Here is a 23,131-nt window from a genome sequence, read left to right as displayed (position 1 = left end):
TCAAAACCTTCATTGCTTCGCTCTTTTGGTCAAGTCCTCGACTGATTAGTACCGGTCCGCTCCAAAGCTCACGCTTCTTCCACTCCCGGCCTATCTACCTCATCGTCTCTGAGGTGTCTTACTTTCTTGAAGAAATGGGAAATCTCATCTTGAGGGGGGCTTCGCACTTAGATGCTTTCAGCGCTTATCCCGTCCGCACATAGCTACCCAGCGATGCCTTTGGCAAGACAACTGGTACACCAGCGGTGCGTCCATCCCGGTCCTCTCGTACTAAGGACAGCTCCTCTCAAATTTCCTGCGCCCACGACGGATAGGGACCGAACTGTCTCACGACGTTCTGAACCCAGCTCGCGTGCCGCTTTAATGGGCGAACAGCCCAACCCTTGGGACCGACTTCAGCCCCAGGATGCGACGAGCCGACATCGAGGTGCCAAACCTCCCCGTCGATGTGAACTCTTGGGGGAGATAAGCCTGTTATCCCCAGGGTAGCTTTTATCCGTTGAGTGATGGCCCTTCCATGCGGTACCACCAGATCACTAAGCCCTACTTTCGTACCTGCTCGAGCTGTATCTCTCGCAGTCAAGCTCCCTTTTACCTTTACACTCTGCGAATGATTTCCAACCATTCTGAGGGAACCTTTGGGCGCCTCCGTTACACTTTAGGAGGCGACCGCCCCAGTCAAACTGCCCGTCAAACACTGTCCTCGGTCTGGATTACAGGCCTGAGTTAGAGCATCCGTCAAGCAAGGGTAGTATCCCAACAGCGCCTCAGATAAGACTGGCGTCCTATCTTCTCCGGCTCCTACCTATCCTGTACATGCTTGACAGATACCCAATATTAAACTGCAGTAAAGCTCCATGGGGTCTTTCCGTCCTGTCGCGGGTAACCCGCATCTTCACGGGTATTATAATTTCACCGAGTCTCTCGTTGAGACAGTGCCCAAATCATTACACCTTTCGTGCAGGTCGGAACTTACCCGACAAGGAATTTCGCTACCTTAGGACCGTTATAGTTACGGCCGCCGTTTACTGGGGCTTCAATTCAAACCTTCGCTTGCGCTAAGCTCTCCTCTTAACCTTCCAGCACCGGGCAGGTGTCAGCACCTATACTTCATCTTACGATTTTGCAGATGCCTGTGTTTTTGATAAACAGTTGCTTGGGCCTTTTCACTGCGGCTGATCTTGCGACCAGCGCCCCTTCTCCCGAAGTTACGGGGCCATTTTGCCGAGTTCCTTAACGAGAGTTCTCTCGCTCACCTGAGGATACTCTCCTCGACTACCTGTGTCGGTTTGCGGTACGGGTGCACCGTCTCTGGCTAGAAGCTTTTCTCGGCAGTGTGACGTCGCAGCCTTCGCTACTTTAATTTCGCTCCTCATCACGCCTTGTCCTTATGAAAGCAAGCATTTGACTCGCTCTCAGACTTGACGCTTGAACGTGGTATCCAGCACCACGCGCTGCTAGCCTCCTGCGTCCCTCCATCGCTCATAACGATTCGGTGCAGTACAGGAATCTCAACCTGTTGTCCATCGACTACGCCTCTCGGCCTCGCCTTAGGTCCCGACTTACCCTGGGCGGACGAGCCTGCCCCAGGAAACCTTAGTCTTGCGGCGGACAGGATTCTCACCTGTCTTTCGTTACTCATACCGGCATTCTCACTTCTAGAAGCTCCACATGTCCTCTCGGTCATGCTTCACCGCCGCTAGAACGCTCTCCTACCACGTGCATAATGCACATCCACAGTTTCGGTATCATGCTTAGCCCCGGTAAATTTTCGGCGCGGCGTCACTCGACTAGTGAGCTATTACGCACTCTTTGAATGATGGCTGCTTCTGAGCCAACGTCCTAGTTGTCTGCGCAACTCCACATCCTTTTCCACTTAGCATGAATTTTGGGACCTTAACTGGTGATCTGGGCTGTTTCCCTTTCGACTACGGATCTTATCACTCGCAGTCTGACTCCCGCACATAAATGTCTGGAATTCGCAGTTTATCTGAATTCAGTAACCCTTGACGGGCCCCTAGTCCAAACAGAGCTCTACCTCCAGCATCCTCTTTGCGAGGCTAGCCCTAAAGCTATTTCGGAGAGAACCAGCTATCTCCAAGTTCGTTTGGAATTTCACCGCTACCCACAACTCATCCCCGCAATTTTCAACTTACGTGGGTTCGGTCCTCCAGCGCGTTTTACCGCGCCTTCAACCTGGTCATGGGTAGGTCACTTGGTTTCGGGTCTGCGTCAGCCAACTGCTCGCCCTCTTCAGACTCGCTTTCGCTGCGGCTCCGTCTTTTCTGACTTAACCTTGCTGACTAACGCAACTCGCCGGTTCATTCTACAAAAGGCACGCCATTACCCGTTAACGGGCTTTGACTACTTGTAGGCACACGGTTTCAGGTTCTCTTTCACTCCCCTCCCGGGGTTCTTTTCACCTTTCCCTCACGGTACTGGTTCACTATCGGTCACTGGTTAGTATTTAGCCTTGCGAGATGGTCCTCGCGGATTCAAACGGGATTTCACGTGTCCCGCCCTACTCAGGATACTGATAGGCCTTCTTTGGATTTCGCTTACGGGGCTCTCACCCTCTCTGGCGCGTCTTCCCAAACGCTTCTGCTATCCTCTGAAGTGCCATGTCTCAGTCCTACAACCCCGGCAGATAAATCTGCCGGTTTGGGCTCTTTCCTGTTCGCTCGCCGCTACTTGGGAAATCGATATTTCTTTCTCTTCCTGCAGCTACTTAGATGTTTCAGTTCACTGCGTGTTCCTTTCTTGTGCTATGTATTCACACAAGAATAGCATGTCTGCACATGCTGGGTTCCCCCATTCGGAGACCTCCGGATCAAAGCCTACTTACGGCTCCCCGAAGACTTTCGCGGTTAGTCGCGTCCTTCATCGGCTTCCAGTGCCAAGGCATTCACCGTGCGCCCTTCTTCACTTGACCTTGCAAGTTTGTTCTTTCGAACTCTCTCGGTCGCTTTGCAATGTTTTCATTGATCTCAATGATTCTCGGTTTTTTCTTGGAATTAAGATATTCAGTTTTCAACGTACAAACTTGGCCTTGCGGCCAATGGAGGCAAACGGGATCGAACCGATGACCTCCTGCTTGCAAAGCAGGTGCTCTCCCAGCTGAGCTATGCCCCCGTAAATATCAACTTTTAAGATGTTACTCCATCTTGGCCGAAATGTAAAGACTTTTCTTTCCATTTCAATGGGCCTGGATGGACTTGAACCATCGACCTCACGCTTATCAAGCGTGCGCTCTAACCAGCTGAGCTACAGGCCCAAGTTCTTATTGTTGGTACTCTCAAAACTGAACAAAGTTTCTTTGCAGTGTGCTTCCGTAACTCACAATCGTCTATTAGTGTTCCCACTCTCTGATTGTGTGTCTTTCCTTAGAAAGGAGGTGATCCAGCCGCAGGTTCTCCTACGGCTACCTTGTTACGACTTCACCCCAGTCATCTGCCCTGCCTTAGGCGGCTGACTCCGTAAAGGTTATCCCACCGACTTTGGGCATTGCAGACTTCCATGGTGTGACGGGCGGTGTGTACAAGGCCCGGGAACGTATTCACCGCGGCGTGCTGATCCGCGATTACTAGCGATTCCAGCTTCGTGCAGGCGAGTTGCAGCCTGCAGTCCGAACTGAGAACAGCTTTAAGAGATCCGCTTGCCCTCGCGGGTTCGCTTCTCGTTGTACTGCCCATTGTAGCACGTGTGTAGCCCAGGTCATAAGGGGCATGATGACTTGACGTCATCCCCACCTTCCTCCGGTTTGTCACCGGCAGTCTCTTTAGAGTGCCCAACTTAATGATGGCAACTAAAGACAAGGGTTGCGCTCGTTGCGGGACTTAACCCAACATCTCACGACACGAGCTGACGACAGCCATGCACCACCTGTCTCTGTGTCCCCGAAGGGAAAGACTTATCTCTAAGTTTTGCGCAGGATGTCAAGACCTGGTAAGGTTCTTCGCGTTGCTTCGAATTAAACCACATGCTCCACCGCTTGTGCGGGCCCCCGTCAATTCCTTTGAGTTTCAACCTTGCGGTCGTACTCCCCAGGCGGAGCGCTTAATGCGTTTGCTGCGGCACTGAGAACCGGAAAGTCCCCAACACCTAGCGCTCATCGTTTACGGCATGGACTACCAGGGTATCTAATCCTGTTCGCTACCCATGCTTTCGAGCCTCAGCGTCAGTTGCAGACCAGAGAGCCGCCTTCGCCACTGGTGTTCTTCCATATATCTACGCATTCCACCGCTACACATGGAGTTCCACTCTCCTCTTCTGCACTCAAGAATGACAGTTTCCGATGCAGTTCCACGGTTGAGCCGTGGGCTTTCACATCAGACTTATCATTCCGCCTGCGCTCGCTTTACGCCCAATAAATCCGGACAACGCTTGCCACCTACGTATTACCGCGGCTGCTGGCACGTAGTTAGCCGTGACTTTCTGGTTGATTACCGTCAAATAAAGACCAGTTACTGCCTCTATCCTTCTTCACCAACAACAGAGCTTTACGATCCGAAAACCTTCTTCACTCACGCGGCGTTGCTCCATCAGACTTGCGTCCATTGTGGAAGATTCCCTACTGCTGCCTCCCGTAGGAGTTTGGGCCGTGTCTCAGTCCCAATGTGGCCGATCAGTCTCTCAACTCGGCTACGCATCATTGCCTTGGTAGGCCTTTACCCCACCAACTAGCTAATGCGCCGCGGGCTCATCCTAAAGTGACAGCTTGCGCCGCCTTTCAAACTTGAATCATGCGATTCATGTTGTTATCCGGTATTAGCACCTGTTTCCAAGTGGTATCCCAGTCTTTAGGGCAGATTGCCCACGTGTTACTCACCCATCCGCCGCTAGCGTCCAACAAATCATCCCGAAGGAATCTTTGAATTCAGCTCGCTCGACTTGCATGTATTAGGCACGCCGCCAGCGTTCGTCCTGAGCCAGGATCAAACTCTCAATTTGAAAATTGAGCCTTTTTAATCTGCTCCAGATTATTTGCTTGCGAATTGACTTCGCTTATTTGTTTGGATCAAACAACGTTTGACCCGCACACTGCGAAACTTTGTTCAGTTTTCAAAGTACCAACTTGCGTCAAGTGACGCAACGTTTTATATCTTACTCGCTTGTTTGATTCTTGTCAACAAGTTTTTTGATATTTTCTTTTTGCCTCCGCGAGACTTGCTTGTCTCACGCGGCAACAAATATTAGTATACTAGCTTTTTTTGATTCGTCAAATTTGCTTTTTCATTCGTTTTATGATTGGTGCACCCGGCGGTGTTGTGACAGATAATTTTCTGCTTATATTTCTCTTTTCTGCCTTTAGCTGAAAAATTCGCTTTTTCAGGAAATAATAGTTCGATTTTTGCCGTTTTCAGCTTTAAAATTCTGTAACAAGTTTTTTACTTTTTTCGTTTCGCTTCTTAATTAATTTTGCCGGCGTTCTATGGTAAAGTTGTTTTAGTATATTTTCGAAAGGAGATCTCGCTTATCAAACAATATGATCTTGCCGTGATTGGTGCTGGACCAGTCGGCCTCTTCGCGGCCTACTTCGCCCGCCTGCATGGCTTAAAGACGGTTATCCTTGAATCCTTGAACGAACCGGGCGGCCAGCCGGAAATGCTCTACCCCTTCAAGAAGATCCTGGACATCCCTGTCTTCGATGAAATCACCGCCGCTGACTTGACCAAGCGCCTTTTAGGCAACTTGACCGACCAGGACCTGGTCACCGGCCACAAGGTCAGCCAGCTGGAGAAAACTGACGACTTCGTGATCGATAGCGAATACCAGGTCCGCAGCATTATCGTGGCAACTGGCAACGGGGCCTTCAAGGCTAAAAAGTTCCCACTCAAGGCAACCCCGGAGGCTGAAGACCACATCCATTACTTTTTCAAAAAGCCTGACCAGTTTGCCGGCCAGAAGATCGGCATCTTCGGCGGCGGGGACACGGCCCTTGACTGGGCCCAGGAGCTTTCCCAGATTGCTGACGTCACCCTCGTCCACCGGCGCGACCAGTTCCGGGGCATGGAAAGCAGCGTGGAAAACTTGAAGGCTGACCAAAAGGTGACCTTAAAGACCCCTTACCTGCCAAAGAGCATGCAGGTTAAAAATGATCAGCTGCAAATTTCCTTGAAAAAGGTCGGCGGAGATGAAGTCGCTCAGGAAACTTTTGATCAAATCCTGGTCGCCTACGGCTTCCGGGCCGACAACCGCTTCGTCAGCAAGTGGGGAGTTGACCTGGATCAAGGACTCATTTCTGTTGACCGGTCCATGCAAACCAGCGTGCCTGGCATCTATGCCATTGGCGATGCCTGCGGCTACCCGGGCCGGGTGCCAGTTATCGGGATCGGTTTTGGGGAAGCCCAGATTGCAGTCAACGCGATCATGCAAGACCTCTTCCCGGAAAAGAGCCTGACTATCCACTCAACTAGTATTTAGCTGAAAAAGTAAAAAGAAAAGTTAAGAAATAAGAACTGAGGTTAATACATGCCATTGATCGATTTTATCCTGCACATCGATGACCACTTGGTCACCATTGTCAACCAATTTGGGGCGGGAACCTACTGGATCATTTTTGCCATCATCTTTATCGAAACTGGTCTGGTCATCTTCCCCTTCCTGCCAGGTGACTCCTTGATCTTCGCGGCTGCCGCCATGGCCGCCAATCCAAAATACGGCTTAAATGTCTGGCTGCTCTACGTTACTGCCGCGGCTGCCGCCATTATCGGTGACAGCATCAACTACGAAATTGGCAAGTGGTCAGTCACTTCCGGGGCCAAGCACAGCTGGTTCAACAAGCTGATCAACGAAAACAACCGGCTGGCTGCGGAGAAATTCTTTGAACGACATGGCTCCATCACCATCGTGATCGGCCGTTTCATCCCCTTCATCCGGACCTTCGTGCCTTTCATTTCCGGGGGCAGCAAGATGCACTACCGGACCTTCGTCATTTACAACATCCTGGGCGGCCTGCTCTGGACGGCCCTCTTTACCAGCATCGGCTACTTCTTCGGCAACTTCCCAGTCGTCAAGGACCACTTCTCCTTGATCGTGATCGGCATCATCCTGGTTTCGGTCGTGCCAATCATGGTTGTGGCCTTGAAGAAGAGAATGACCATGCGGCGCGAGCAAAAGTTCGACAATTAAAGCAGACAAAAAATAAGGACCTGACGGTCCTTATTTTTTTCGGTCTATATTCTGTTTAAATACTTTCCAGCTTACTTTTTCAGCAAATACCGGGCCAGGTAGAGCTCATAAATCGCTCCGCCAACGGCAAAGCAGGAGGCAAAGAAACCTTCCGTCAAGACGTTGATGATTGGATCAGTCGCCGGGTCAAAAAGCCAGTTGTCATTGCGGAAAAAGAAAGTATGGAAGACCCGGAAGAAACTGTCAAAGTCGGTCAAGGCAAAAGGCATGACCACGACCGGCAGCAGCATCAAGAGCAGAGCTTGGGTCTGGGTCAATTTAATTGGCTTCTTGTAATTGCGAAAATAGCTGCTAAGGGCCAAACATAAGAGGAAAACCAGCTCGGCCAGAATAAAGAGATTCTTGACATCGGCAAAGTGGGAAGCCGCTGAAGCCGAAGTTGGCAAGTTGCTCATCTTGAGCTTGGTCTGACCGGGCCAGACCAGGTAAAGCAGGAGCTGGTTGTAATTGCTCATGACCTGGCCCACGGTCAGGTTGACCGTTTGGTGAGTCTTCTCCAGCAAGGTAAAAAGCAAAAGCAGGGGCCAGCTGACCACGATCGCGCCGACGACGGCACTGGAGACCGCGAATAGAAAATGAAAAAGGGGCTGGCCCAGTTTGCTCAAAAAATTTTTCATAGGCTAAATTCGTCCAAATTATTCACTAAATAAGTCGGCGGCGTGAGGCCGGCCAGGTCCGCCTTTTGGGTCACCCCGGTCAAGGTCAAAAGGGTGTCGACTCCGCTGTTGATTCCGGCCATGATGTCGGTTGGATAGTTGTCCCCAACGATCAAGGCTTCTTCCGCCTTTACGCCGGCTAAGTCCAAGGCGCGGTTAACGATGATGGCTTCCGGCTTGCCGATAAAAAGCGGCTTTTGCCCAGAGGCGACTTCCAAAGCCGCGCAAATTGAGCCGTTGCCTGGCCGCAGTTCCTTGCCCACCGGCAGGTTCTGGTCGGAATTGGTGCCAATAAAGACCGCCCCCCGGTGAATGCAGCGGGTGGCCACCATGAGCTTGTGGTAAGTCAAATCCGTGTCCATCCCCACGATCACGTAGTCAGGATTTTCCTCGTCATAGAAGAATTCCGGCCGGTCCAGGATTTCCTTCCACAGGCCAATTTGTCCAATGATATAGACACCGATCGGCCTTTTCGCCTCTTTTTCCAAAATATAGCTGGCCGTGGCCATGCTGGGCGTGTAGATCTTGGAAACATCCGTCTTGACCCCATGCCCGGCCAATTTGTCAGCCACCATCTGGGGCGTCCTGGTCGTGTTGTTGGTCAAAAATAAGTAGTCAAGGCCCGCCTCATCCAGGCGCTTGACAAAGCGGACGCCGGATTCAATAGTCTCCTTGCCCCGGTAAATCGTCCCGTCCAAATCAATCAAAAATAAGCGGTAATCTTTCACGGCTTCTTCTTTCTAATCACAAATGCCTTGTGCCGGCGGTTCTTCTTGCGGCCTTCGGCATAGCTGCCCTTCTTGGGCCGGCCGTCCTTGACCTTTCTCTCGGTAAAAGCCGCCTTGTTCTTCGGCCGCTTTTTGGCTGGCCGCCGGCGCTGGGTCGGCCGGGGCTTGCGGCTTGGCTGGAGGGACTCCAAGATGAAGTAAGGAGCGCCCGGGTTGCAGTATTCAGTCAAGTAGTCAACGATAGTCGACTTTTTCCGGTCAATGGAGGTCTTGACATAGTCATTGTAAAAGCCCCTAAGGCGCAGGTGCTCGCTGGAAACATCCCCGACCAGGTAATCGTATTGGTCCAGGTATGGATCGTACTTTTGCTTCAAGACTTCCCGGTCCAAGGCATCCCGCTGGTTGACCAAAAGGCGGTATTCGCGCTGGTTGATCACGACCTTTTCGCCGGCAACCACGACTTCTGCCAAAGGGTGGAGGGGCTTGGCTTCAGCTGTTTCTTCTTTTTGCTCTTTCCTGCCCCTAGCTTCTTTCAGCTTTTTCTCCTTCTCTTTATCTTTTTTCGCTTCTTTCTGCTCTTTCCTCAATAAGTTCACCTTCTTTTTTTACAGGATATTTGCGGCCTAAGTAGTCACCTACGACTTCCCTTAAGAACTGCGGGAAGAGGAATTCATTTTCACCGACGATGGCCAAAGTCGGGAAAAACGGAATCAAGACATAGTGGTCCAAGACGGCAATCTTGTACTCTTCTGCCGGATCCAGCAATTGCCCGTTGACGAAAACGTTCCTGGTCATCCGGTCATACTTGATCCCCTTGTAGTAGACCTCGCCAAAAATCTTTCCTCTGAAGCTCATCCCAATCAATGGGTAATGTTCCAAAAAATGCCGGTTTTTTTCCACTTCCATGACCAGCCGCCACAAGTCCCGGCCTAAAAGGGTGGTCCGGACGACATGCATCGGGTGCGGCAAGGCATGCTGGAGGTCAAACTGGTTGATGAGGCCGCTCTTGAACGGAGTCAAAAAGAGGCCTGTACTGAGCATGGCCAGGTCGGTTCCGGCAAAGTCAGCGATCGCTTCAAGGGAAACGTCAATAGCCGCCATTTTGTCATCCTTGAACTTCTCTGGCAAGTCTGCCACCTGCCGGCTCTGCAGCATCTTTTGCCCTTCATCATATAAGGCAGCAATTTCTGCTTCATCGCCTTCCTCACTTGGCAAATCCGCCACTGGCACAGTAGTTGGTTTAATCGAAAGGATCTTGTGGTCATCGCCGATTTCCAAGCTGATGTCGCCCACATAATTGCCCCACTTGCCCGTCTGGGTGATCCAAGTGTGGCCTTCCTTGACCCCTTTTTCCAAAAGGGTGTGGCTGTGCCCGCCCACGATCAGGTCAATTTCCGGGTAGTGCTTGGCCAGCCACTGGTCCATTCTGAGGCCCACGTGGGTGATCAGAATCAAGCAGTCGTACTTGCCGGCAATTTCCGGCAAAACCCGGTCCATGGTCTCGCCCAGCATCTTGATCTGCCAATGATTAGGCCCGTAAGTCAGCGGATAAGCGGCGGTTAAGCCCACTAGTGCCAGGCGGGTCCCCTTCTTGGTCTTGATGATCTTGTAGTCATTGGCCCAGGCCGGCCAGCTGCCGTCTTCTTCTCTGAGGTTAGACAAGAGGACCGGGAAGTTGGCGTGGTCAAAAAGCCGCTCCAAAACGGCATGGGGGTTGGAAATCCCCTCATTGTTGCCGATCGTAATGGCATCATAATGAAAGTCGTTCATCAAGCGGATGTTGGCCTGGCCTTCTGTAGCATCAGACAAGGGATGGGACCGGTCCATAAAGTCGCCGGCGTCAAAGGTCAATACCTGGTCGGCCGTCGCCGTTATTTGCACCTGGTGCAAATAACGCCTGATTTTTGGAAAATGCTCAAAGTGCGAGTGCAGGTCGTTGGTATGCAAAATCCGCAAAGTTTCCATTATCTTCCTCCTAGCCGATCTTGTTGGCTTTCAAAACCATTTCATAAGCATCCCTAACTGGACCTTTGGGCTTGTCCCATTCCACCCATTGCGGGTTCTCCCAGTCTTCTTCATTCATCAAAGTATGCAGCTGGTAGGCCTTGTTAATGTACTGCTCGTAGGTTTCCAGCGCCTTGGTACGCGGGATGTTGATAACCAGAATCCGCACATTCTTGATTAAGCCATTGTTGACGGCCAGTTCCGCGAAGCCATTTTGGTCGATGTTGGAAATTTCATAGTACTGGCTGCCGTCATTTCTGGTAATCTCTTCGATCAAGTCAAATTGCTCGTATAAGTGATCCATTTGTGTCCCCCATTCTTATAAAAAGATTGTAACACAAAGTTCAGTTGCCTTTGCCCGGACGAAACTAAAAGAGCCCGCCGTTTGGCAGGCTCTTTAGAAAAATCTTACTTGTTCAAGGTACTTTGCTTCTTGATCAGTTCGTATGGCAAAACGATGTGCTTGTCTTCCAGGCCTTCATCGTTCATCAGCTTGGTCAGCATTCTCATGGCCACGGCACCCAAGTCGTAGAGCGGCTGCTTGATCGTGGTCAAGGCTGGCCGGACAACTGAAGCGATTTGGGTCGCGCTGGCCGTAACGATTTCAAAGTCTTCCGGCACCTTAGCCCCGCGGTCCAAAGCTGAGTTGAGCAGGCCAACTGAGGAAACGTCCTTGGTGACGATGGCCCCGTTGATCCCCTTCTTGGCCAGTTCCGGGTAAAGGTTGTAGCCGTCGGAGTAGTCCTTGATGCTGTCAAAAATCTCGCAGCCTTCCAGTTCATTGTCAGCCACGAACTTCTCAAAGGCCGGAATCCGGTGGTCCCGGTTGATTGGCGCTTCCTTGTCGCCTACAACCAAGGCCAGCTTCTTCTTGCCGTCGTTTAAGAGCAGGTTCAAAGCTTCCGTGTCGGCCTTCTTGTAGTCGATGTTGACTGACGGAAATTCCAGGTTGTCGGAAACAGTTCCGGCCAAAACTACTGGCGTGTCGGTCCGCTTGAAGGCTTCAGCTGCTTCTTCAGACAGCTTGTTGGACATGTAAATGACCCCGTCAACCTGCTTGTTGAGCAAGCCTTGAATGACGGCGTCTTCCTTCATCAAGCGGTTTTCCACGCTGGAGATGATGATATTGTACTTGTACAAAACGGCAATGTCGTCGATCCCCTTTGACAATTCAGCGAAGTACAAGTTGGTCAAGTCCGGCACGATCAAGCCGACCGTTGTGGTCCGCTTTGAAGCCAGACCCTGCGCTACCGCGTTTGGTTGGTAGTGCAGACGCTTGATAACTTCCATGACCCGGTCACGGGTTTCCTTACGGACATTGTTGTTGCCGTTGACTACCCGGGAAACCGTGGCCATTGAGACCTTGGCTTCCCGAGCAACATCGTAAATGGTTACATCTTGCTTATGCATAATAACAGCCCCACCTATCTAAATACTAATTACTGATTTAATGATACCATGAGAACGCTTTTGGTGCAATCGCTTACAGCTACTTTTTCAGATTTTTTCAGTTTTTTTAGTGCTATACTGAGGTTAATTTCATTAGTAAGGAGAATTTTGCCATGAATTTAGACAAATTACAAAACTGGCTGCAGGAAAACGGGATGGACGTGGCCTACGTTTCCAGCCCGACTACCATCAACTATTTCACGGGTTTCATTACTGATCCTGAAGAAAGAATCTTCAAGCTTTTCGCCTTCAAGGACGCTGAACCCTTCCTCTTCTGCCCGGCTTTGAACTATGAAGAAGCCAAGGCATCTGCTTGGGACGGGGACGTGGTCGGCTACCTGGACAGCGAAGACCCATGGAGCAAGATCGCTGACGAAATCAAGAAGCGGACCAAGGACTATCAAAACTGGGCTGTCGAAAAGAACGGCTTGACGGTTGCCCACTACCAGGCCCTGCACGCTCAATTCCCGGACGCTGACTTCTCCAAGGACTTGTCTGACTTTATTGCCCACATCCGCCTCTTTAAGACAGAAAGCGAACTGGTTAAGATGCGCAAGGCCGGGGAAGAAGCCGACTTTGCCTTCCAGATCGGTTTTGAAGCCCTCAGAAACGGGGTTACCGAACGGGCAGTAGTCAGCCAGATTGAATACCAATTGAAGCTGCAAAAGGGCGTGATGCAGACCAGCTTTGACACCATCGTTCAAGCCGGCGAGAACGCGGCTAACCCCCACCAAGGGCCAAGCATGAACCAAGTTAAGCCAAACGAACTGGTGCTTTTTGACTTAGGGACCATGCACGAAGGCTACGCTTCTGACTCCAGCCGGACGGTTGCTTACGGGGAACCGACTGACAAGATGCGGGAAATCTACGAAGTCAACCGGACTGCCCAGCAAGCAGCCATCGACGCGGCTAAGCCAGGCATGACGGCCAGCGAACTTGACGGGGTAGCCCGCAAGATCATCACTGACGCTGGCTATGGTGAATACTTCATCCACCGCTTGGGCCACGGGATCGGGATGGAAGTTCATGAATTCCCATCCATCGCTAACGGCAACGACGTCGTTTTGGAAGAAGGCATGTGCTTCTCCATTGAACCAGGGATCTACATCCCAGGCTTTGCCGGCGTCCGGATCGAAGACTGCGGGGTCCTCACCAAGGAAGGCTTCAAGCCATTCACCCACACCAGCAAGGAATTGAAGGTTCTGCCGGTTAAGGAATAAGAATGAAAAACAAACAAAAATGACGAGTCTTGCGGCTCGTCATTTTTTATATTCGCGTTTACTATTCTTGATCTGGACTAGTCGGCGTGGTTGGTTCAGCCGGTGCACTTGGTTCTTCCGGCTTCTCTTCCCCTTCTTCGCTCTTTTCAGCATTGTCCAGGTCGCTGGCGTCTTGTTCGCCAGGCTGGTTAGCTGAATCATCGATTACGATGTCGTCGAAGTCCTTCAGTTCAGAATCATCTTCAATGTTCTTTGGGAAAGAAGCCAGTTGATTCTTCAAGATTTCCGTCCCGTTGTCGTACTTTTCCTTCAAGTCTTCAACGTTTGGATTGCTCTTAAGCTTGTCCTTGACTTCTTCAATCTTGTCGTCTGAGATCAGGCTGGCAGCTGCAACCCCAGCAGCAGCCCCAAAGACGGCCCCTAATAAAAAGCTACCAAATTTGCTCATGGTTGTTCTCCTTTTCTTAATCCTGACCCTTCCGCCGGAAATGTCTGGCAAAAGCCGACGTAATTACGGAAGTGATCATTCCCGTCCGGGTAAAGTGGGCATTGGAAACCTTGTTGATCATCTTCTTGGATGATTCGTTGATGTCTGAGACGCTTTGGCCCAGGTCAGCTGCGGCCTGCACGACCGGCTGCAAAGTTTCCATCTTGCCATTGACGTCTTGCAAAAGCGCGTCGGTCTTTTCCAAGAGTCCGCCGGTCTGCTTCATCAAGTCATCCATGTCGTTAGTCAATTTGGCCAAAGAATCATTGGTCAATTGGACTGTCTTCTCAGCCTCTTTCAAAGTCTTAGAAACATTAAGCAACATGGGAATCGTGAACAGGACCAGTACCAAAAAGGCAATGGCCGCGATCAAACCGGCTAAAGCGCCAAATGAAATTGTCATAGCTTGCTTCCTTTCCTTTCTAAAAAAAGTCTAGCATGAAAACGATTTAGACACAATCGAAAGATTTTCCGAAGTTTTTGCCCGCTTTTCTGTTATCCTTTAAGCATAGCTGAAAGGAGCATTTTTTCAATGAAAAATCTTGATTTCAAAATTGCCGGCATCTCCATCGACGTCGACAAGCTTTTTACCAGCGGCGTGACCATCCTCTGGAAGCTGCTGATTTCCACCCTGGTCTTCTACCTGGTCAGCCATTTTGGCCGCAAAATCATCAAGCGCTACCTGGACAAGCACAACGACAAGCTGGTCCTGTCAAAGAGGTCCCAGACCATCTCAGCCCTGGTGAACAGCCTCTTCCGCTACACCATGGTCTTTTTCTATGTCTACTCCATCTTGACCATCCTGGGCATCCCCGTCGGCACCTTGATTGCCAGTGCCGGGATCTTCTCCTTGGCCATCGGCCTTGGCGCCCAGGGCTTCATGAGTGACCTGGTCAACGGCTTCTTTATCTTAAGTGAAGGCCAGTATGACGTCGGCGACAATGTCGAAATCGGCACTGAAACCGGGACCGTGACCCAGCTGGGCCTCAGAACCACTCAGATCGTCACCACCGATGGTACCTTGATCTTCATCCCCAACCGGCAGATTTCCATCGTCAGAAACCTGACTCACGGCGGGATTGGCCTTAACCTGGACATGAACCTGGATGCGGACACCGACCTCAAGCTGCTGGCCAGCCTGCTGGACCAAGCTGATGAAAAGCTGCTTGACTGGCACGACAAGCTGGTCAGCGGGCCAACCCAAATTGGGGTTGTCAGCCAGCAGGGGCAGACCATCACCTACCGGGTCCACTTCCAGGTCAAGCCGGGCTTTGAAGGCAAAATCCGTCAGGCCTACTGGCAGACCTACCTGCAGTACTTACGGGTCAACCAGATCAAATTTGGCCAGGAACCAGTCATCATCAACAATAGTAAAAAAGCTTGATCTAAAAATGCTGAGCCGCGGCCCAGCATTTTTTATTTGATCTTAGTTGAATTGAGCGAACCAGGCTGGCAGTTCTTCGATCAAAGCCTTGACTGCCTTGCCCCGGTGGGAAACTTCGTTCTTTTCTTCAGTGGTCATTTCAGCGAAAGTCTTGCCCTTGCTTGGTACGTAGAAGAGCGGGTCGTAGCCGAAGCCATCCTTGCCGCGAGGAATTGCCAGCACTTCACCTTCGCAGGTGCCAGTTACAACCAGGTCCTTGTCTTCGTGGCCTGGCATGGTCAAGACCAGGGTAGTGACAAACTTGGCTTGACGCTGGTCTTGCGGAACCCCGCCCAAGGCTGCCAAAAGCTTGCCGTTGTTTCTAGCATCGTTGTGGGCTTCACCGCCGTAGCGGGCTGAGTGAACGCCAGGAGCGCCATTCAGTTTCTTAACCCGCAAGCCTGAATCGTCAGCCAAAGTTGGCAGCTTGCTGAAGTCTGCCAAAGCGTGGGCCTTCAGCTTAGCGTTGGCTTCAAAAGTCGTGCCCTTTTCGTTGACGTATGGCGGGTTGTCCAAATCTGCATTTGACTTAAGCTCGATGTCCAGACCAGCCTTCTTGAAAGCTTCCTGCAATTCCTTAACCTTGTTTTGATTATCTGTAGCAAACAATAGTACTTGAGTCATATAGTGCTCCTATCATTTCAAAAAATAAAAAATCTCTCTACTGAAATTTTACCACTTATTCAAGCCTTTTCGAACTTACAAAGAGAGTAATTTCTGCTATTTTCACCGCTTTTTCAGTCCTGGAGAACTTTTTTCTATTTTCCGGCGATTTCCTAGCCTTTTTCTAAAACTTGTTAAAAAATTTCACCATCCTGTAATATTTAGGGTAGAATGAAAACAGCGAATAAGGATGAGGATTATGTCAGAACACAACGAACACGTATACTTTGTCAATCAACTATACCGCGACTTCTTGTTGCCAACGATTTTAGGCGGGGACACGCCGGCGATTCTTTACTGGGCCGGCAAGCGGATCACCCGCAAATATGCCCTCAGTGAATTTGAAGACTTAAGCGAATTCTTCAAGATGGCTGAATTTGGCGATTTGACCATCGTCAAGGAGCGCCGCTCCTCAGTCATCTTCTCCTTGAGCGGGCAGCCAATCAGCGACCGCCTGGCTGCCGGCAGCCGGGAATTCTCCCTGGAGAGCGGGATGATCGCCGAAGCGGTTGAACAAAACCGGGGCCGGTCAGCTGAAGCTGAAATCAGCGTTGACGACAAGAAGCAGACCGTCCAGATCACTGCTTTCTTCTAGCAAGCCAGAAGATTGGGCTAGATAAAAGAATATATAAAAAATACCAGAGCCAACGGCTCTGGTATTTTTGTTTCTATTCGATTTTTTATTTCTTAGTCAGCGTACTGGTCAAGAATTTCGTTCAGCTTTTCCTTTGGAGTGTAGCCAGTCAAACGGTCAACTACTTGCCCGTTCTTCTTGATCAAGAGGGTTGGGATGGCCATGATGCCAAAGTTCTTGGCCGTTTCCGGGTTGTCGTCTACGTCCATCTTGGTGAAGTGAACGTCTTGTCTTTCTTCAGCCAAAGCTTCGATGACTGGTGACTGCATCCGGCAAGGGCCGCACCAAGTTGCCCAAAAGTCAACCAGAGCTACGCCATCCTTGGTTTCTTCTTCAAAAGTTGCGTCAGTAATTGCATCTACCATGTAAATACCTCAAATCATTAATCTTAAAAACATTATTTTCTACTTGATGTTTTAAGTTTACTAGATCTACTTACTTTTTGCAAGTAACTTGCCTACTTTAAGGTCACGATCGTGGCCCCAGTCCCGCCTTCATTGGCTGGCGCGTAGCTGTAGGCCTTCACGTGCTTGTTGCGCTTGAGGTACTGCTGGACTCCCTGCCGGATAGCCCCGGTCCCAATCCCGTGGATGATGGTGACGGTGCTAAGACCGGACAAAAGAATGGTGTCAAAGTACCGGTCCAAATTAACCATGGCTTCCTCATAGCGCTGCCCGCGTAAATCCAGTGAGCTGTGGGCCCGGCTGGACCGGGAGGCGGAAGTAGCCCGTCTTTGGGCCTGCTGCTTCTGTCCGGCGGCCAGCTTGTCGATGTCTCTGTCGGTCACCTTGAGCTTGATCCGGCCCAGGGAAACCTCATAGTCATGCTCGCCCAGCTTCTTGGTGACCGTCCCGGTCTGCCCGTAAGACAGAACCTTGACCTTGTCACCCACCTGGACATGGTGGCGCTTCTTTTCCTTTTGCAAGACCTTGTTCTTGGCCAAGTTGGCCTCCTGCTTGGCCAGCTGGTTGAATTCGCCCTTGGCGTCCATCAGCTGGTTGGTCTTGACCTGCATCCCTTCCTTGCGGGCTTCTTCCAGCTCGGCAATAATCTTGTCGGCCTTCTTGCGCTTCTTGGCCACAATTTCGTTGGCCCGGTCCTGGGCAAAGTCCAGCTGCTTTTGGACCCGCTGGTTGTAGATGTCCAAGGCATCCTGCAGCTTCTTTTCCAGCTGCTTGGCCCGGTCCAGGCTGGCCTGCAGCTTCTGCTTGTTTTCCGTAGCCAGTTTAGTCTGCTTGTTTAATTCGTCGATCATGTGGTTGATGTCAGAATCATCGCTGCTCATCAGCTTCTCAGCCCCAACTACCACGTCTTCCCGCATGCCCAAACGGCGGGCAATGGCAAAGGCGTTACTGTGGCCCGGGATCCCCATCTGCAGGCGGTAGGTTGGCGACAGGGTCTTGATGTCAAATTCCATGGAGGCGTTGGTCGTCCGCTCTCTGTTGTAGCCATAGAGCTTGAGTTCCGGGTAGTGGGTCGTGACGATGATCTTGGCCCCCTTCTTTCTGAAGAAGTCCAAAATCGAGATTGCCAGGCTGGCCCCTTCTTCTGGATCGGTCCCGGCCCCGATTTCGTCGATCAAGACCAGGCTTTGGTCACTGACCCGCTTCATGATCGCCACGATGTCGTTGATATGGGATGAAAAAGTACTCAGCGACTGCTCGATTGACTGTTCGTCCCCGATGTCGGCAAAGATCTGGTCAAAAACGGCCACGCTGGAACCTTCATTAGCCGGAATAAAGAGGCCGGATTGAGCCATCAGCTGCAGCAGCCCTGCCGTCTTCAAAGTGATCGTCTTACCACCCGTGTTGGGCCCGGTGATCAAGATCGTGTCAAAGTCCTGGCCCAAAGCGATATCGTTGGCCACAACCTTGTCTGGATCGATTAAGGGGTGACGCGCCCCCAGGAGCTTAAAGGACTGGTCAGCAGATAAAAGCGGCTGGCTGGCCCGCATTTGCTTGGCTAATTTTGCCTTGGCCTGGAGGAAGTCCAATTCGCTTAAAGCCGCGGCCACCCGCTTGATGGCCTCCATCTCTTCTCTGGCGTCCAAAGATAATTCGTGGAGAATCCGGCGAACTTCCTGCCGCTCTTCAGCCAGCAGGTTCTGCAGGCGGTTGTTCAAGGGCAGGATGGCGGCCGGTTCGACAAACAAGGTCTGGCCGGAGGCACTTTGGTCATGGACCACCCCGCCAAACTTGTTACGGTATTCCTGCTTAACCGGAATGACATAACGGTCATCCCGGATAGTCACGATCTGTTCTGACAGGTACTGGCCGTTCTTGCCCTTTGTGTAGGCGGTCATCTTTTCCTTGATTTCCGCTTCGGTTGCCAAGCGGCCGTGGCGCAGACGGGCCAGGTCAGCTGAAGCGGTATCCAGGACTTCCCCGTCATAAGTCAAAGAAGTGCGCAGGCGCCGGTAAAGGTCATCCGGCAGTTCCAGCCCCTCCAGCAAGGCATCAATTGCCGCCAAATCCAAAGTTTCGTTTTCTTCCGCGTCTTCTACAAAGCGGCTGCTTTCCTGGGCCAGGGTGAAAATCAGCAGGATATTGCCTAATTCCAGGGCGTTCAAGTCGGCCTTGACCTTTAAACGCTTGAGGCTTGGCTCAACATCTTGAAAGTCGGTCAAGGGCAGCTGGCCCTTGATCCGGTCCAAATCAACCAAGGCCTTGGTTTCGCTTAAGGCCCGGCTGACCGTCTCCCGGTCGCTGGCCGGCTGAAGCTTTAAGGCCTTGCTTTTAGCCGGGGCCGTTATCGCCTGGTCGGCCAGGCGGCTGGTAATTTCCTGGTATTCCAGTATGTCTAAAATTTTGTGATTCATCATCTCAGTAATTTTGTCTAAAAATTTTTTCCTAACAAAAAAAGCGGGCTAAGCACCCGCTTCTTTCTTATTCTGCAGAATCGTCGCCGCTCAAACGGTCATCTTCAAGGAAGGTGTTGAGCACCCCTTGAACCATGTCCCATTCAGCGTCAGAGGTGATTTCGTGCAGGTCGCTGCTGGTTACGTCGCCGTCTTCGTCGGCATCGTAGCTGAAAGCCTGGACTTCAATTTCGTCGTCATCTTCTACAGCTGCCGGGTAAAGCAGGATGTAGGACTTGTCATTGTCGTCAGAATGGAAAGTAAACAATACTTCAAATAATTCTTCGTTGCCGTCTTCATCGATCAAGGTCAGTTGTCTGTCTTGATCTTCGGCGCTAACTTCAAAAGCCATAGTTATTCCTTTCGCTGTAAATCCAAATAGTTCTGCAAAATCAACACAGCTGCCATTTGGTCAACGACCTCCTTGCGCTGCCGGCGATCATGCATTCCCGCCTCTTCAACCAAAATCCTCTCCGAGGCCACGGTCGTCAAGCGTTCATCGTCATAGTAGACTGGCAAGCCGAACTTCTGCTCCAGGCGCTCGCCCATGGCCTTGCTCCGGCTGACCGACCGGCCGGCCGTTCCATCCATGTTCTTGGGCAGGCCCAGGACGAAGCCGTCCGCGTCATACTCACGGACCAGCTTCTTTAAGGACCGCATGCCGAAATTGTGCCGGTCTTCATCAATCGGAATCGTCATCACTGCCTGGGCGGTGATGCCCAAAGGGTCGCTGACGGCCACCCCGATGGTCTTGGAGCCGACGTCCAAACCCAGCAGGCGCATTACTTGTCCTTGCCCAGGTAGCTCTTGACCAGTTCTTCGATGATTTCATCGCGTTCGTGCTTCAAGATCAAGTTCCGGGCGTCGTTGTGGCGTGGGATGTACGCTGGGTCGCCTGAAAGCAGGTAACCCACGATTTGGTTGATCGGGCTGTAGCCCTTTTCTTCCAGGGCCTTGTATACGTCTTCCAGAGTGTCGCGGATGTTCTTTCCCTTATTCTGGTTAAAATCAAAGTGCATCGTCTTATCAAGCGAACTCATTGTTATTCCCCCTCTTTTGTCTATTCTACTTAAAAATTTTCCTTAACTCAATTATTTAGCCTAATTAGTCCAGCTGGCTGACTGCAGCGTCAATGGCATCCTGCAGGCCTTCAGGCTTCTTGCCGCCGGCTTGGGCCATGTTTGGCCGGCCGCCGCCGCCACCGCCGAAGATGGCTGCCACGCTCTTGATCAAGTCGCCGGCCTTCAGGCCCTTGTCCAGGGCCTTTTGGCCCAGGCTGATCAGCATGTTGGCCTTGTCTTCTGACTTAGCGCCCAGGATCAAGACGTCAGACTTGCCTTCGCTCTTCCATTGGTCAGCGATTTCCCGCAAGTCGTTCATCCCCTTGACGTCAGCAATCGTGGCGATAACCGTCAAGTCGCCAACCGTCTTGACTTGGTCAAAGATCTTGCCGGCCTTGGAAGCGTTGATTTGTGCTTCGTAAGCGGCATTTTGCTTTTCAGCACTTCTGAGTTCTTCTTGCAGGCTGGCAATCTTGCTTTGGATGCCATCTGCCTTAGTAGCCTTAACTTCAGCCTGGATCTGGTCCAGGATGTCTGAGCGGCCGGCTAAGTATTCGTAAGCCAGCTTGGAAGTTACGGCTTCAATTCTTCTGACCCCGGCACCGATGGCTTGTTCAGAAATGATCTTGAAGACGCCGATTTGGGAGGTGTTGTCGCAGTGGGTACCCCCGCAGAATTCGATGGAGAAGTCATCCATTTGCACGACTCTGACCTTATCGGTGTACTTGCCGTCAAAGAGGGCCAAAGCGCCCATCTTCTTACCAGTTTCCGGATCAGTTTCCGTGGTCTTGACCTGAATTGCTTCCCAGATCTTTTCGTTGACGATCTTTTCAACGTTCTTCAGTTCTCTTGGCGTGGTTGGGTCAAGGGAAGTGAAGTCGAATCTCAAGTAGTCTGGTTCAACGACTGACCCGGCCTGGTGGGTGTGTTCACCCAAAACTTGCCGCAGGGCAGCGTGCAAAAGGTGGGTAGCTGAGTGTGAGTGGCGCAGGCCTTCCCGGCGAGCGCGGTCAATCTTCAGCTTATAGGTCTGCCCCTTTTCAAGCGGCAAGATCACGTCAACGAAGTGCAGGTTCTGGTCGTTAGGCGCGTGCTGCACGTCAACTACCCGGGCAACCAGGTTGCCTTCTTCATCGTAGATGTCACCGTGGTCAGCCACCTGGCCGCCCCGTTCAGCGTAAAATGGCGTCTTGTCGAAGATCAAGGTTGCCTTTTCGCCGTCAGCCTTGTCAACCAGCTTGTCGTCAACGATGATGTCAACCAGCTTGCTTTCTTCTTCGTAGACCCCGTATTCAAAGACGCTCTTGTCCTTGATTTCCATCAAGGTTTCGTCTTGTGAACCCATGGATTGCAGGTTGCCCCGGGCCTTGCGAGCACGTTCCTTTTGTGCTTCCATCTCAGCGTCAAAGCCTGCTTTGTCAACCTTGAGGCCCTTGTCTTCAGCAGCTTCAACCGTCAATTCGTAAGGGAAGCCGTAAGTGTCGAACATCTTGAAGGCATCCTTGCCGGAGATGGTCTTGTCTTCGCTGTTTTCAGCCTTGTCAATCAAGTCATCCAGCAAAGTCAAGCCGGCTTCCAAAGTTGCGCCGAAGCGGTCTTCTTCGTTTTTGACAACCTTGCTGATAAATTCTGCCTGGTCGCTGACTTCTGGGTAGTGGCTCTTCATGATGTCGCCGACAACTGGCACCAGCTTGTAAAGAAAGGCACCATCGATGCCCAGCTTGCGGCCGTTCAAGGCTGCCCGCCGCAAAAGCCGGCGCAAAACGTAGCCGCGGCCGTTGTTGCCTGGCAAAGCCCCGTCACCGATGGCAAAGGAAATGGCCCGGATGTGGTCAGCGATGATCTTGAAGGAAGTGTCGTCAGCCTTGTTTGCGCCGTACTTCTTGCCCGCGCTCATTTCTTCAGTAGCGTGGATGATTGGCAGGAAGAGGTCGGTTTCAAAGTTGGTCGGTGCATCTTGCAGGATGGAAAGGACACGTTCCAGACCCATCCCGGTATCGATGTTCTTGTGTGGCTGTTCAACGTAGCTGCCATCTGGCAGGTGGTTGAATTCTGAGAAGACGATGTTCCAGATTTCCAGGTAACGGGCGTTTTCACCACCTGGGTAGTTTTCAGGGTCATCTTCTGGCACGTCATTGTTTTCCTGGCCGCGGTCGTAGAAGATTTCTGAGTCAGGACCACATGGGCCTTCACCGATGTCCCAGAAGTTGTCTTCCAATTGCACGATGTGGTTTTCCGGCAGGCCGACTACTTCATGCCAGATCCGGTGAGCTTCGGTATCCTTAGGGTAAACAGTCACGTAAAGCTTGTCCTTGTCCAGGTCCAGCCAGTCAGGACTGGTCAAAAATTCCCAAGCCCAAGGAATAGCTTCTTCCTTGAAGTAGTCACCAACTGAGAAGTTGCCCAGCATTTCAAACAAGGTTTGGTGGCGGGCAGTCTTGCCGACGTTTTCAATGTCGTTGGTTCTGATTGACTTTTGTGAGCTGGTAATCCGGCGGTTCTTTGGCACGACTGAGCCGTCGAAGTACTTCTTCATGGTTGCCACCCCGGAGTTGATCCAGAGCAAAGTCGGGTCATCCTTTGGAATCAGGCTGGCTGACTGCATGACCATGTGGCCGTGTTCAGCAAAAAAGTCGAGGAACATTTGCCGAAATTCTGAACTGTTTAACTTTTTCATCAAAATCTCCTAAAAATACAAAAAACAAGCATGTTTGCTTGATTCAAGGACGCTCTAGACGCGGTACCACCTTGATTGCAA

General features: G+C 51.4%; 20 protein-coding genes, 2 tRNA genes and 2 rRNA genes. 5 read left to right on the top strand and 19 right to left on the bottom strand.

Annotated features, from left to right (window positions below):
• Nucleotides 1-25: 25 nt before the first annotated feature.
• From ACYVUV_RS02800 to ACYVUV_RS02785, 4 genes are all read right to left on the bottom strand, one after another.
• Nucleotides 26-2,932: ribosomal RNA gene (locus ACYVUV_RS02800) — 23S ribosomal RNA — on the bottom strand.
• A 127-nt stretch (nucleotides 2,933-3,059) separates the two neighbouring features.
• Nucleotides 3,060-3,132 (bottom strand) — tRNA-Ala (locus ACYVUV_RS02795).
• A gap of 68 nt (nucleotides 3,133-3,200) precedes the next feature.
• Nucleotides 3,201-3,274 (bottom strand) — tRNA-Ile (locus ACYVUV_RS02790).
• Between the two features lie 113 nt (nucleotides 3,275-3,387).
• Nucleotides 3,388-4,950: ribosomal RNA gene (locus ACYVUV_RS02785) — 16S ribosomal RNA — on the bottom strand.
• Together the 16S and 23S rRNA genes with 2 tRNA genes alongside form the textbook arrangement of a ribosomal RNA operon.
• Before the next feature lie 546 nt (nucleotides 4,951-5,496).
• Between ACYVUV_RS02785 and ACYVUV_RS02780 the strand changes: the two genes are divergently transcribed.
• Both ACYVUV_RS02780 and ACYVUV_RS02775 read left to right on the top strand, forming a co-directional pair.
• Entirely contained in the window at nucleotides 5,497-6,423 is a 927-nt protein-coding gene (locus ACYVUV_RS02780) for an NAD(P)/FAD-dependent oxidoreductase (RefSeq protein ID WP_439775081.1), read from the top strand.
• Nucleotides 6,424-6,471: 48 nt separating this feature from the next.
• Complete coding sequence (locus ACYVUV_RS02775) at nucleotides 6,472-7,131, top strand: VTT domain-containing protein (protein ID WP_439775082.1); 660 nt, start codon at nucleotides 6,472-6,474, stop codon at nucleotides 7,129-7,131.
• Between the two features lie 71 nt (nucleotides 7,132-7,202).
• On the opposite strand, the gene ACYVUV_RS02770 is transcribed toward ACYVUV_RS02775, so the two are convergent.
• From ACYVUV_RS02770 to ACYVUV_RS02745, 6 genes are all read right to left on the bottom strand, one after another.
• Nucleotides 7,203-7,808: a TIGR01906 family membrane protein gene (locus ACYVUV_RS02770; RefSeq protein ID WP_439775083.1), complete on the bottom strand. Its 606-nt coding sequence runs from the start codon at nucleotides 7,806-7,808 to the stop codon at nucleotides 7,203-7,205.
• The gene (locus ACYVUV_RS02765) at nucleotides 7,805-8,575 is read right to left on the bottom strand and encodes a TIGR01457 family HAD-type hydrolase (RefSeq protein WP_439775084.1); all 771 of its coding nucleotides are present in this window, start codon (nucleotides 8,573-8,575) and stop codon (nucleotides 7,805-7,807) included. Before ACYVUV_RS02765 ends, ACYVUV_RS02770 begins: the two co-directional genes overlap by 4 nt.
• The gene (locus tag ACYVUV_RS02760) at nucleotides 8,572-9,162 is read right to left on the bottom strand and encodes a YutD family protein (protein WP_439775085.1); all 591 of its coding nucleotides are present in this window, start codon (nucleotides 9,160-9,162) and stop codon (nucleotides 8,572-8,574) included. Before ACYVUV_RS02760 ends, ACYVUV_RS02765 begins: the two co-directional genes overlap by 4 nt.
• Nucleotides 9,128-10,540, bottom strand: a complete 1,413-nt coding sequence (locus ACYVUV_RS02755) for a bifunctional metallophosphatase/5'-nucleotidase (protein ID WP_439775086.1) — start codon at nucleotides 10,538-10,540, stop codon at nucleotides 9,128-9,130. Before ACYVUV_RS02755 ends, ACYVUV_RS02760 begins: the two co-directional genes overlap by 35 nt.
• A gap of 10 nt (nucleotides 10,541-10,550) precedes the next feature.
• Nucleotides 10,551-10,883, bottom strand: coding sequence for a hypothetical protein (locus tag ACYVUV_RS02750; protein WP_439775087.1), 333 nt, complete (start codon nucleotides 10,881-10,883; stop codon nucleotides 10,551-10,553).
• Between the two features lie 104 nt (nucleotides 10,884-10,987).
• On the bottom strand, nucleotides 10,988-11,989 hold the full coding sequence (locus ACYVUV_RS02745) for a substrate-binding domain-containing protein (RefSeq protein WP_439775088.1): 1,002 nt from the start codon (nucleotides 11,987-11,989) through the stop codon (nucleotides 10,988-10,990).
• Between the two features lie 152 nt (nucleotides 11,990-12,141).
• Here ACYVUV_RS02745 and pepQ point away from each other — a divergent pair, with 152 nt between their 5' ends.
• Nucleotides 12,142-13,248 (top strand): Xaa-Pro dipeptidase, encoded by a 1,107-nt coding sequence (pepQ, locus tag ACYVUV_RS02740; protein ID WP_439775089.1) that lies wholly within the window; start codon nucleotides 12,142-12,144, stop codon nucleotides 13,246-13,248.
• 61 nt (nucleotides 13,249-13,309) lie between these two features.
• Here the strand turns inward: pepQ and ACYVUV_RS02735 are convergent, their stop codons facing one another.
• Nucleotides 13,310-13,696, bottom strand: a complete 387-nt coding sequence (locus tag ACYVUV_RS02735) for a DUF1269 domain-containing family protein (protein ID WP_439775090.1) — start codon at nucleotides 13,694-13,696, stop codon at nucleotides 13,310-13,312.
• Between the two features lie 16 nt (nucleotides 13,697-13,712).
• On the bottom strand, nucleotides 13,713-14,138 hold the full coding sequence (locus ACYVUV_RS02730; protein WP_439775091.1) for a DUF948 domain-containing protein: 426 nt from the start codon (nucleotides 14,136-14,138) through the stop codon (nucleotides 13,713-13,715).
• Between the two features lie 129 nt (nucleotides 14,139-14,267).
• Between ACYVUV_RS02730 and ACYVUV_RS02725 the strand changes: the two genes are divergently transcribed.
• Nucleotides 14,268-15,119 carry a mechanosensitive ion channel family protein gene (locus tag ACYVUV_RS02725; protein ID WP_439775092.1) on the top strand — a complete coding sequence of 284 codons (852 nt, stop codon included), beginning with the start codon at nucleotides 14,268-14,270 and terminating at the stop codon, nucleotides 15,117-15,119.
• Nucleotides 15,120-15,161: 42 nt separating this feature from the next.
• On the opposite strand, the gene ACYVUV_RS02720 is transcribed toward ACYVUV_RS02725, so the two are convergent.
• Nucleotides 15,162-15,782, bottom strand: coding sequence for an XTP/dITP diphosphatase (locus ACYVUV_RS02720; RefSeq protein WP_439775093.1), 621 nt, complete (start codon nucleotides 15,780-15,782; stop codon nucleotides 15,162-15,164).
• Between the two features lie 238 nt (nucleotides 15,783-16,020).
• Between ACYVUV_RS02720 and ACYVUV_RS02715 the strand changes: the two genes are divergently transcribed.
• Nucleotides 16,021-16,416, top strand: a complete 396-nt coding sequence (locus ACYVUV_RS02715; RefSeq protein WP_439775404.1) for a YslB family protein — start codon at nucleotides 16,021-16,023, stop codon at nucleotides 16,414-16,416.
• Between the two features lie 92 nt (nucleotides 16,417-16,508).
• On the opposite strand, the gene trxA is transcribed toward ACYVUV_RS02715, so the two are convergent.
• The 6 genes from trxA to alaS form a co-directional block, all read right to left on the bottom strand.
• Nucleotides 16,509-16,820 carry a thioredoxin gene (trxA, locus tag ACYVUV_RS02710; RefSeq protein ID WP_439775405.1) on the bottom strand — a complete coding sequence of 104 codons (312 nt, stop codon included), beginning with the start codon at nucleotides 16,818-16,820 and terminating at the stop codon, nucleotides 16,509-16,511.
• A gap of 92 nt (nucleotides 16,821-16,912) precedes the next feature.
• A complete protein-coding gene (locus tag ACYVUV_RS02705) occupies nucleotides 16,913-19,273 on the bottom strand; it encodes an endonuclease MutS2 (RefSeq protein ID WP_439775434.1) in 2,361 nt (786 codons plus the stop codon).
• Between the two features lie 67 nt (nucleotides 19,274-19,340).
• Nucleotides 19,341-19,664, bottom strand: coding sequence for a DUF1292 domain-containing protein (locus ACYVUV_RS02700; protein ID WP_002876576.1), 324 nt, complete (start codon nucleotides 19,662-19,664; stop codon nucleotides 19,341-19,343).
• Nucleotides 19,665-19,666: 2 nt separating this feature from the next.
• Nucleotides 19,667-20,095, bottom strand: a complete 429-nt coding sequence (gene ruvX, locus ACYVUV_RS02695; RefSeq protein WP_439775406.1) for a Holliday junction resolvase RuvX — start codon at nucleotides 20,093-20,095, stop codon at nucleotides 19,667-19,669.
• A complete protein-coding gene (locus tag ACYVUV_RS02690) occupies nucleotides 20,095-20,352 on the bottom strand; it encodes an IreB family regulatory phosphoprotein (RefSeq protein WP_002876574.1) in 258 nt (85 codons plus the stop codon). Before ACYVUV_RS02690 ends, ruvX begins: the two co-directional genes overlap by 1 nt.
• Before the next feature lie 64 nt (nucleotides 20,353-20,416).
• Nucleotides 20,417-23,050, bottom strand: coding sequence for an alanine--tRNA ligase (gene alaS / locus ACYVUV_RS02685; RefSeq protein ID WP_439775407.1), 2,634 nt, complete (start codon nucleotides 23,048-23,050; stop codon nucleotides 20,417-20,419).
• Between the last annotated feature and the right edge of the window lie 81 nt (nucleotides 23,051-23,131).

The organism is Lactobacillus sp. WILCCON 0149 (assembly GCF_057197965.1).
The sequence above is the reverse complement of the archived record's forward strand: the minus strand, read 5'-3'. Positions and strand labels throughout refer to the sequence as shown.

Coding starts and splice junctions, on each gene's coding strand:
- ACYVUV_RS02775 (WP_439775082.1), top strand. CDS start 6,472: ATGCCATTGATCGATTTTATCCTGCACATCGATGACCACTTGGTCACC.
- ACYVUV_RS02770 (WP_439775083.1), bottom strand. CDS start 7,808: ATGAAAAATTTTTTGAGCAAACTGGGCCAGCCCCTTTTTCATTTTCTA.
- ACYVUV_RS02755 (WP_439775086.1), bottom strand. CDS start 10,540: ATGGAAACTTTGCGGATTTTGCATACCAACGACCTGCACTCGCACTTT.
- ACYVUV_RS02750 (WP_439775087.1), bottom strand. CDS start 10,883: ATGGATCACTTATACGAGCAATTTGACTTGATCGAAGAGATTACCAGA.
- ACYVUV_RS02745 (WP_439775088.1), bottom strand. CDS start 11,989: ATGCATAAGCAAGATGTAACCATTTACGATGTTGCTCGGGAAGCCAAG.
- pepQ (WP_439775089.1), top strand. CDS start 12,142: ATGAATTTAGACAAATTACAAAACTGGCTGCAGGAAAACGGGATGGAC.
- ACYVUV_RS02735 (WP_439775090.1), bottom strand. CDS start 13,696: ATGAGCAAATTTGGTAGCTTTTTATTAGGGGCCGTCTTTGGGGCTGCT.
- ACYVUV_RS02730 (WP_439775091.1), bottom strand. CDS start 14,138: ATGACAATTTCATTTGGCGCTTTAGCCGGTTTGATCGCGGCCATTGCC.
- ACYVUV_RS02725 (WP_439775092.1), top strand. CDS start 14,268: ATGAAAAATCTTGATTTCAAAATTGCCGGCATCTCCATCGACGTCGAC.
- ACYVUV_RS02720 (WP_439775093.1), bottom strand. CDS start 15,782: ATGACTCAAGTACTATTGTTTGCTACAGATAATCAAAACAAGGTTAAG.
- ACYVUV_RS02715 (WP_439775404.1), top strand. CDS start 16,021: ATGTCAGAACACAACGAACACGTATACTTTGTCAATCAACTATACCGC.
- trxA (WP_439775405.1), bottom strand. CDS start 16,820: ATGGTAGATGCAATTACTGACGCAACTTTTGAAGAAGAAACCAAGGAT.
- ACYVUV_RS02705 (WP_439775434.1), bottom strand. CDS start 19,273: ATGAATCACAAAATTTTAGACATACTGGAATACCAGGAAATTACCAGC.
- ACYVUV_RS02700 (WP_002876576.1), bottom strand. CDS start 19,664: ATGGCTTTTGAAGTTAGCGCCGAAGATCAAGACAGACAACTGACCTTG.
- ruvX (WP_439775406.1), bottom strand. CDS start 20,095: ATGCGCCTGCTGGGTTTGGACGTCGGCTCCAAGACCATCGGGGTGGCC.
- ACYVUV_RS02690 (WP_002876574.1), bottom strand. CDS start 20,352: ATGAGTTCGCTTGATAAGACGATGCACTTTGATTTTAACCAGAATAAG.
- alaS (WP_439775407.1), bottom strand. CDS start 23,050: ATGAAAAAGTTAAACAGTTCAGAATTTCGGCAAATGTTCCTCGACTTT.